General features: G+C 55.5%; 10 protein-coding genes. 5 read left to right on the top strand and 5 right to left on the bottom strand.

Going from position 1 to position 8,568, the window contains the following annotated elements; genetic code table 11:
* Window positions 1–397 precede the first annotated feature (397 nt).
* The 5 genes from Y694_RS23680 to Y694_RS23675 all read right to left on the bottom strand — a co-directional run bounded on the left by Y694_RS23680 (window position 398) and on the right by Y694_RS23675 (window position 3,462).
* Window positions 398–1,237, bottom strand: a complete 840-nt coding sequence (locus Y694_RS23680; RefSeq protein ID WP_231497749.1) for a lipoyl protein ligase domain-containing protein — start codon at window positions 1,235–1,237, stop codon at window positions 398–400.
* Window positions 1,238–1,293: 56 nt separating this feature from the next.
* Window positions 1,294–2,271 carry an NAD(P)/FAD-dependent oxidoreductase gene (locus Y694_RS26845; protein WP_275452074.1) on the bottom strand — a complete coding sequence of 326 codons (978 nt, stop codon included), beginning with the start codon at window positions 2,269–2,271 and terminating at the stop codon, window positions 1,294–1,296.
* Window positions 2,272–2,390: 119 nt separating this feature from the next.
* Window positions 2,391–2,729 (bottom strand): hypothetical protein, encoded by a 339-nt coding sequence (locus Y694_RS26840; protein ID WP_275452075.1) that lies wholly within the window; start codon window positions 2,727–2,729, stop codon window positions 2,391–2,393.
* A complete protein-coding gene (locus Y694_RS26835; protein ID WP_275452076.1) occupies window positions 2,726–2,941 on the bottom strand; it encodes an NAD(P)-binding protein in 216 nt (71 codons plus the stop codon). Before Y694_RS26835 ends, Y694_RS26840 begins: the two co-directional genes overlap by 4 nt.
* A 35-nt stretch (window positions 2,942–2,976) precedes the next feature.
* Window positions 2,977–3,462 carry a nuclear transport factor 2 family protein gene (locus Y694_RS23675; RefSeq protein ID WP_081771350.1) on the bottom strand — a complete coding sequence of 162 codons (486 nt, stop codon included), beginning with the start codon at window positions 3,460–3,462 and terminating at the stop codon, window positions 2,977–2,979.
* A gap of 472 nt (window positions 3,463–3,934) precedes the next feature.
* On the opposite strand from Y694_RS23675, the gene Y694_RS17590 reads away from it, so the two are divergent.
* The 5 genes from Y694_RS17590 to Y694_RS23655 all read left to right on the top strand — a co-directional run.
* A complete protein-coding gene (locus Y694_RS17590; RefSeq protein WP_036234879.1) occupies window positions 3,935–5,131 on the top strand; it encodes an alkane 1-monooxygenase in 1,197 nt (398 codons plus the stop codon).
* 188 nt (window positions 5,132–5,319) lie between these two features.
* Window positions 5,320–6,258 (top strand): alpha/beta hydrolase, encoded by a 939-nt coding sequence (locus Y694_RS23670; protein WP_036234876.1) that lies wholly within the window; start codon window positions 5,320–5,322, stop codon window positions 6,256–6,258.
* 63 nt (window positions 6,259–6,321) lie between these two features.
* Window positions 6,322–6,516 (top strand): rubredoxin, encoded by a 195-nt coding sequence (locus Y694_RS23665; protein WP_081771352.1) that lies wholly within the window; start codon window positions 6,322–6,324, stop codon window positions 6,514–6,516.
* Complete coding sequence (locus tag Y694_RS23660; RefSeq protein ID WP_081771353.1) at window positions 6,509–6,685, top strand: rubredoxin; 177 nt, start codon at window positions 6,509–6,511, stop codon at window positions 6,683–6,685. The genes Y694_RS23665 and Y694_RS23660 overlap by 8 nt, the downstream gene beginning before the upstream one ends.
* 130 nt (window positions 6,686–6,815) lie before the next feature.
* Window positions 6,816–8,568: AAA family ATPase (locus Y694_RS23655; RefSeq protein WP_409072491.1), on the top strand; the 1,753-nt coding region annotated here is incomplete at its 3' end.

The following is an 8,568-nucleotide window of genomic DNA, read 5'->3' as shown; positions in this document are numbered from 1 at the left end:
GCGCGCACAGGCACAAGAATGTCCGCACACATGGTGCAGCGAAGCTGCCGCGTTCCGAACAACCAGCGATACCCCCTACAAGGGGTAGCGGTCACCCGGAACTTCGCAGAGTCAATTGGTATGGGTTCCGCGTATCCGGCCAGACATGAGATCAGCAGATACAGCCATGCGAACTACCGCTTCGGCGCTACATCAAACTGCGATCTCGTTGGAGTACAACCTGGCCAACGGCCGCGCCGGAAGAACGCTGTCGTAGCCTTCACCGAGGGTGCTGCACTAGATCGGCAACGAACAGCCCACGAGATCAATGAGAGCTTCACATTGGAGAGAGCAAGCTCACCGCCTCACCAACCTAGCGTCGCTCGGGAAGCAGACGCCTCAGACAATGAAGAACCAGTTAACACAGCACTGCGCTGGAACTGGCAATGTGCTGTAGCAAACGCTGCACATGTGATGGCGTGATGCGCCGCCGAGTGCCCCCCATCGAGAAAGATCTACCTCGAGCCTTAGCTCCGTAAGCAACGTTGGTAATGGCATCTGCCACATAGACGCGGTTGCTACCGACCACGGCTTCGAACTCATTCGCCTGACGAACTAGCGTCTCAAGGTCGGCATCGACCAAAAGATAGGCGTGAGCAAGCACAACTTGCTCGGAGTTGCTGATACGTCGCCAATACTGCGCTGTTCCCGCGACCTTACGACCATCTACAGCGAGATGATAGTGGCCTTTAGAGAAGGAACCAGGCACTGCCTGCTCCGTCGCCAAGATGCCGAACGTACCAAGTCCACCTTGGAGCATCTGGCATAACGCTGCGTACACAGTTTCAAGACGCGACCATTTCATAGCCTGCGTTCGCCAAGCAAGACTAAGGTTCACAACTCCGGGGCCTTGTGGCACCAGACCCCTACCAAACCTAAGAACATTGACCGGCAGACCAACTGCAGCGGAGCTCTCGCAGGCGACTTCAAAGCGCTCGAAGCGCCGATACGACGGCGGTACAACGAATCCAGGCGTTGACTCCCATACATGGGCGACGGCGATCCCTTGTCCCGCATGAAACAGCAATGCTTGCTCGATTGCCGAACCACTAGTACCAGCGAGCGATCTTTCTAGCAGCCTGTATCGTGGCTGCGACCATTGCTCAATCATCGGCAGTAGAGAGGCAGACAAAGTAGATTCAACAAAAGTGCAGCCGATAGGCGGAACTGGCTTCGCCTCATGAAAGATCGAATCCATTCGCCGCCAATCAGCCAACACTTTCGCAAATAGTATTTACCCCCGAACGCCTATCGCTAAGATTTCACACCAAGGTCAAAGTGAAATCCACGATAACCATCTTCTACGATTTCCTCGCAGAAGCGTCGGTACGGCCCCATCCCACCGGCATACGGCGTGAATCTCGACGACTTGCCATTCACATTTTTACCGGTATACCACGAGTCGGTGTGCGGATAGAGAGTCGAATTTGCAATCTCGTCTACCGTATCGCTCCAACTGATTTCAGCCTTAATATCAGGCTCGATTGTCTTCTTCCCCTCTCTTTCCATCGAGGCGATACAGTCAGCAATCCATTCGACGTGCTGCTCAATCGAAACAATCATGTTCACAAGCACGCACGGACTCCCCGGGCCTGTAATCGTAAAGAGATTCGGAAACCCCTCCATCATTAGACCCAAGTAGCTCTGGGGCCACTCGCTCCACTTGTGCCTAAGCTGCCGTCCGTTGCGGCCACGAATGTCCATCTTAAGAAGTGGACCTGTGATTGCGTCATAACCAGTCGCAAAAACCAAGACGTCGAGCTCGTACTCCTTGTCGAGGGTCTTTACGCCTGCCGCGGTAATCGACTGAATCGGCGACTTGCGCACATCAACCAAACTCACGTTGTCGCGGTTGAATATTTGATAATAACCACTGTCGACACACAACCGTTTTGTTCCGAGCGGGTATCCGTGCGGCACCAGAAGATCCGCGACCGCCGGGTCCTTGACGGTTCCACGAATCTTCTTCTCGACAAAATCAGCAGCCGTTTTGTTGGATTCCAGATCGAGCAAAATATCGCTATAGCTGAGCACGAAGCAGAATCCAGCACCATTCCATGCTGTTTCGAAGTTTTGCTCGCGCGAAGTCTTTGAATCCTCAATCGCTTTCTTCTCGTTTCCAATGTACGGAATACCAACCTTCGAATATCGGCAATGAGCGCGCATGCTGCGATAGTTGGCCTTAGCCTCAGCGAGTTCTTCTTGCTCAAGCGGAGCATTGCAGGATGGCACGCTGTAGTTTGGAGTTCTTTGGAAGACTGTCAGGTGCCCAACAGATTTCGCAATTGCAGACGAGAATTGAATCCCCGTCGAACCAGTACCAATCAGCCCTACCCGCTTACCCGATAGATCTACGGTTCATGCGGCCAGCTTCCGGTGTGATACCAGGCCCCCTTAAACTCGCCGATCCCCGGGAACTCCGGGACGATTCCTGCCGAAAGACAACCAACGGCTGAAATAAGAAACTGCGCACGCGTGCTAACTCCATCACTTGTAACGACTTCCCACTCGCTGGTTTTGTCATCAAAAGCAGCACCTACGACCGTCGTTCCAAACCGGATATCAGTCCGCAGGTTGAAGCGGTCCGCTACATGCTTTGCATACTCCAGGATTTCGGGCTGAGCAGCATAGCGCTCAGTCCAGTTCCACTCCTGCTCGAGCTCAGGAGAGAACGAGTATGAGTAGCTCAAGCTTTCAATGTCACACCGGCAACCAGGATACCGGTTCCAATACCAAGTGCCGCCGACATCGTCCCCCGCTCAAAGACGCACACTCGCATTCCCAGCTGACGCAGCCGATAGAGCATGTACATCCCGGCAAAGCCGGCGCCGATAACGATGGCATCGTACTCAGCACTTTCATCGCGCCGACTGGCGCCAGCCTCGGTCAGAACGTTCTTCATCTTCTATCCTTTCCAGTTACAAGCGATGCGCCAGCCTAGTTCTTCGGGAACTTCGACTCTTTCGAGAGTCCCCATGCCTGCAGAAGGCCGGTTATGTAGTGGGTTTCGACCATGCGGCGACTGATGGCCCACCGGCCGGCTCGACGTTCGTAGTTGTCCAGGTAGGCAACAGCCAGCCGGATCGCACGCCCATTTGCCTCGGTTGCGTGCACGTTCGCTTCAGAAATACCGGTAGCGCGGTCACCGTCAACTTTCACGATGAGATTAGTTGTGAAGTGCCACGTATCAGGCACGGCAACATTAATCTCGTCGTATGCACGACGGATCTCCGTCCAACCGTGATACTCACCAAAAAGCCCAGGCATCAAGTAATCAGCATCCTCGTGAAAGATTGACAGCAAATGATTAACGTCACGTCGATCCCAGGCGAGGGCATACCCGTACACGAGCTCCTGAATCGCAAGTTTTGATTCAATTACATCCGTTCTCTGCTCGAGCGAAAGCTTTTCAATTGCAGCCATCGAATCACCTCATATTGATATATGCAGGACTTAGCATGTAGCGTGGGCCTTCACCTACGCAACTTGCAACTTCGTTCGCCGTGAAGCGATTACCGGCATCGCGGGTCATGCACCAAATTGGCCCCCGAGTCCGCAGCGATGATCAAGCAGGCGCAGCTCAAGCCGCCCCTCTCAAAGGTGATGGCTTTGGGAGGAGGTTGACCCACCCGACGTCGATCGGGCCGGCGGAAAGCAACCGTCGACGGCTTTCACCGAGGCGCATCGCGGGCCGTCGCACCGCCTAGAAGCACCCCGTCCCACGACGCGCCACTGGCTCCCCCCCAACAACATCCCTTCCGGGAGGGGGCGGATCCGACCTCCGTAGATCAAAGTCCTCGCCACGGAGGCAGCCGCCCTAGAGCGACTACCGCCAGATCGTCATCCACAAAGCAGTCGCGGATGACCCGAGCAATCGATCTAGGAGTAACGTCAAATGATCACGACCTTGCCAAATAAGACAGGCGACGGGCACGGCGAACCCAAGTACCGCGACAGGAAGCGATACGCATGGGCAATTGGGGTTCTGTGGCCAATGCTGCCCGTTATCGGAATCGCAGCGGCACAGATTACCGGAGAGGCGGCCTACTACTGGCTAGCGCCTTTTCTTACGTTCATCGTTATACCTATCCTCGACTTGGTTATCGGAACCAGTCAGAGAAACCCGCCGGCAAACGCCATCCAGGCACTCGAGGAGGACAACTACTACAAGCGTCTCACATTTATCACGGTGCCTGTTCACTATCTCGCGATGATTGCGGGCGCTTGGGCAGTCGGGACACTTGATCTCAGTGTGGTCAGCTACGCCGGCATTTGCGTCTCTGTTGGACTGGCAAATGGTCTTGCCATCGTGACGGCCCACGAGCTTGGCCATAAGAAGGACAGTTTCGAACGATGGCTGTCAAAGATCTGCTTGGCAGTAACAGCTTACGGTCAGTACATGATCGATCACAACCGCGGCCACCATCGAGACGTTTCGACGCCCGAGGATTCCAGCTCCGCGCGGATGGGTGAAAGCATCTACGCCTTTGCTCTGCGTGAGCTTCCGTACACGGGTTTCATCCGACCTTGGCGTCTTGAGAAGGAACGCTTGGCGCGCAGCGGAAAGGGACCCTGGACGCTCGAGAACGAGTTCATTCAGCCAGCATTGATCTCTCTAGTTTTCTTTAGCGCACTTCTCTTCTGGCTCGGAACGAGCATCGTTCCCTACCTGATGGCCACTGTCTTCACCGGCTACTGGTTCCTCGTGATCGCGGACTACATCGAGCACTATGGCCTCCTGCGCCAGAAGCTTCCCGATGGGCGGTACGAGCGGGTTCGACCCGAGCACTCGTGGAACACTGATCACATCGCATCGAACCTGATCTATTTCCATGTCCAGCGACATTCCGATCATCATGCGTTTCCGACGCGTAGCTACCAAGCCTTGTGCAGCTATAGCAATGTACCGACGATGCCGTCCGGGTATCCAGGGATGATCTGGATCTGTCATGTTCCGCCTCTGTATCGGGCCATCATGGATCCGCTGCTGCTGAAGCAGTACGACGGCGACATTACAAAGATCAACGTCGATCCGCGCAAGCGCAACAAGCTCTTCCACCGCTACGCGCACGCCGGTTCTATGAACGGCTAGCCAGTAGCCCCCCCCCGCTGTCGTCGAACCGCGAATTACGCAGCGCCGCTGGCGTTCGTTCGAAGGAAGCGGGGGGTTACCAAGGCGTATTCCTTAACGCCTTCATGACGAGCCCGATTGAGACGCTTGAACAAAGCGAGAGAAGCTTCGGGTGCCGAACCTACGTAGATCCACCAAAGGTCCATGCGATGCCTCTGAACAACCAGGCAGCCGATCTGCTGAAGACGCTCTCCGCCGCCGGGGCGAAGCCCTTCCATCAAATGACACCAGCGGAATGCCGGAATGCATTTGACGCTCTCTGTATAAGTCAGCCGGCTAGTCGCGCAACGATCTTTAGCGCTGTCGATCTCACAATCGATGACTCTGACAGAAAGATTCCTATCCGCGTCTATACGCCGTTAGGTGAGGGGCCGTTCCCAATCCTGATGTACTTTCACGGCGGAGGCTGGGTATTCGGCAGCCTTGACGCGTACGACATCATCTGCCGAGAGCTGTGTGGCGGCACAGGCGCTGTGGTGGTATCAGTTGGCTATAGGTTGGCTCCGGAATGCAAGTTTCCGGCCGCAACCGACGATTGCTTAGCCGCAACACGTTGGGCTGGGGAGCATGCCATTGAAATTGGCGGCGATGCTCAGCGTATTGCTGTATCAGGCGATAGTGCTGGCGGCAATCTTGCAGCAGTCACCGCATTGCGCATTCGCGACGAAGGCGGTCCTCAGCTGTGCGCGCAACACCTTGTTTATCCTGTCACGAACTGCGCAGGACTTCCATCCACCTCAATGGTTGAGAACGCGCAAGGCTATCTGCTTGAGAAGGCAGATATGGATTGGTTTTTTGGACATTACCTAAACTCACCTTCTGACGGCTACCACTCGAACTGCTCGCCCATGCTAGCAAAGAGTCTTGCCGGCCTTCCGGCCACACTGGTGCAAACAATGGAGTTCGACCCGCTACGTGACGAGGGCGAGATGTTCGCCAAGGCACTAGAGAGAGCAGACGTCATGGTTGCGCATACCCGCTACGAAGGCGCAATCCACGGCACCCTTTGCTTTGCCACATCATTCTCTCAAGGTCGCGCTCTGATGGATGAATCCATCCTATGGCTACGCGAGCAGTTCCGCCGCTAACGATAGAGCGTATTGCAGGGCCCTCGAGGAAGATCGACCATCACAAATAAGCAAAGGAGTGCTATGGCACAACGATATAGATGCCCAATCTGCGAGTACATATACGACGAAGCCAAAGGAGACAAAAGCGAAGGTTTTCCTCCCGGAACTCGTTGGGTCGCCATCCCTGCCAATTGGGCCTGTCCGATCTGCGCCGTCCGTGAGAAGCCGGACTTCATTGCGTGCTCCGATATCGAGACTGATGATCAACATGAGTAGAAAATTTAAGAAGTGGCAATGTGTGACGTGCACCTTTGTCTATGATGAAGAGATGGGTATGCCGTCGGACGGTATACCTCCCGGTACGGCCTGGGAAGATGTGCCTGACGACTGGACGTGCCCTGACTGTTCCTCGCCTAAATCGGACTTTCATATGGTGGAAATTTGAGGCTCCAGGCGCCTACCCCTACAGGGGTATGATCGAATGCGCCGATAAAAATGAAGACGGCTAAGCGTGCTGACCTGCGTGATTAGGAGATCAAAGGTCGCTCACTATTGACGCGTCGTTGGAGACAGCTATGCAGAAGTCAGGCTCCTGGATTCTCAAGCCGGAGCGCTGGAAGTTGCCGGCAGCGTTCCGTACTGCATCTCGTCCCGTGTTCACGGTCAGCGCACCCGCGGGGTACGGTAAGTCGACCTTACTGTGCGAATGGCGAGAGGAAGTTCTCGCACTCGGGTATCGCGTCATCTGGCTCCTGGTCGATCGCGACGACCAAGACGGAGACAAGCTTGCGATCGATCTGTTGCACGCGTTCTCGCCGACTGACGCCGAACGATCACAGGCGCTGGTAAGTGGCGTAGGGAACCGAGGTAAGCGGGCCGTGATCATGGCACTGCTTGGCGAGATGGCCTCGCGCCAGGACCGGACGGTGCTGTTCATCGACGATGTGCACTGGCTGGCGGACAGCGCAGCGACAACCCTCCTTCGCCCCTTGATCCGGCGTCAGCCAGAGCGTATGGCACTGGTGCTGAGTGGCCGAGCAAATCTGAGCCCGCTCTCGAGCGAAGCGGCGCTAGATCGGCGCTTGCACGTTGTCGATCATATTCAGTTGGCGTTTACCCACGCAGATATTGCTCAGATTCTTCGTCAGTACTGCGTCAAGCCCCGACAAGCGCTAGTGCAAGCAATCTATGCGCGTAGCGAGGGATGGCCAGCGATCGTTCGACTTATCGCGATGACACTTCAGAGCGACGAAGAAAGCCAGAATTGCCTACTGCAGGGACTTCTAGATCGCCCGCAAGCCATTTCTGAGTATCTCAGCGAAGTGCTTCTCACGCAGCTGTCAGATCGTGCGGCACAACTGCTGCTCTGTCTGGCCATGTTCAGGCGGTTCAACAGTCACCTGGTTGCTGCGGCCACCAACATGAGCGACGCTGAAGATCTGCTTACGGAACTGGAACGAAGAGCGTTGCCGATTAGCCGCAGCAACGATGCGATGCTTCCTTACGCTCTGCATCCGATTGTTCGTGACTTCTTGCTAGTTCGATTACGCCGCCGCGGGTTCGATGAGATTAGTTCGTACATCCCACGTGCACTCAGTTGGTTAACTACCAACGGCCGGGTTGACGCCGCGATCGACCTGAGCCTCGATGTTGGCAACGTTAAAGATGCTGCCGCGTTGATAGATCACTACGCCCGAACAATTGCTCGATATCAGGGGCGTCACTCCACTTTTCTTTATTGGGCAAATAAGCTTCCCGAGGACGCGCTATCGCAGTTCCCAGAGATCAGAGTAAAGCAAGCGTGGTCACTTGCAGTTCTTCGACGATCGGCGGAGGCGCGGGCAGTTCTCAGCAAACTGATTGCTGAGTTCGCCTCATCCGACACGCCGACTGAGTTGGCTAGTAGCTTTGATGAGCAACGCTTGAGTCGGATCCGACAGGCAGTTGAGCTCGAACGGTGCACCATACCCACGCTCTGCGATCGCGCCCAGGAAGCCGCTCCGTATGCACGAAGCTGGTTATCGCGTTGGCCAGACGCTGACCCAATCGATCTAGCCATCGGCAATATCGTTGTGGGATGCGGCGCAATGGCCGACACAAACTTCGAATCCAGCCTGGCTCATCTGCGCACAGCTCAACGCTACGTCGGCGAATGCAAGGGGTACTACGTTAAAGCTTGGGTCGACATGTGGTTAGCCACGGTCTTGAGCAAACAGGGGCGCTACCGACAGGCACTCTACGAGTGCGACGAGTCTGTAAAGGAGGTCACGTCGCATATCGGCGAAGAAACTGCCGTCGAAATCATGCTACATGCGATTCGAGCTCCAC

This window comes from Methylibium sp. T29-B, assembly GCF_000576225.1.
Classification (GTDB): domain Bacteria; phylum Pseudomonadota; class Gammaproteobacteria; order Burkholderiales; family Burkholderiaceae_C; genus Methylibium; species Methylibium petroleiphilum.
Note: the sequence above shows the minus strand (reverse complement) of the source record. Positions and strands in the feature narration are given on the sequence as shown.